1 protein-coding gene is annotated in these 231 nt (G+C 37.2%); it reads left to right on the top strand.

Annotation, left to right across the window (positions count from 1 at the left end):
* A partial coding sequence (locus FFO06_RS20990; protein ID WP_137909718.1) for a cadherin repeat domain-containing protein occupies positions 1–231 on the top strand: 231 nt, incomplete at both ends.

The following is a 231-nucleotide window of genomic DNA, read 5'->3' as shown; positions in this document are numbered from 1 at the left end:
ATTTGTTGCTTGACAAGACCGCAATTGCTGAAGGTCAAACAGATGGTGTAATTGGTAATCTCAGCAGCATAGACCCAGATACAGGAAACACCTTTACTTATAGTTTAGTTACAGGGGATGGTGACACTGACAACAGTTTATTTAGTATTGTTGATAATCAACTCATAGCTAATACTGTATTTGACTTTGAAACCCAAACAAGTTACAGCATTAGAGTCAAAACTGAAGACC

Origin of the sequence: Dolichospermum planctonicum, from assembly GCF_005402965.1 — a bacterium.
GTDB classification, from domain to species: Bacteria; Cyanobacteriota; Cyanobacteriia; order Cyanobacteriales; family Nostocaceae; genus Dolichospermum; species Dolichospermum planctonicum.
The sequence above is the reverse complement of the archived record's forward strand: the minus strand, read 5'-3'. Positions and strand labels throughout refer to the sequence as shown.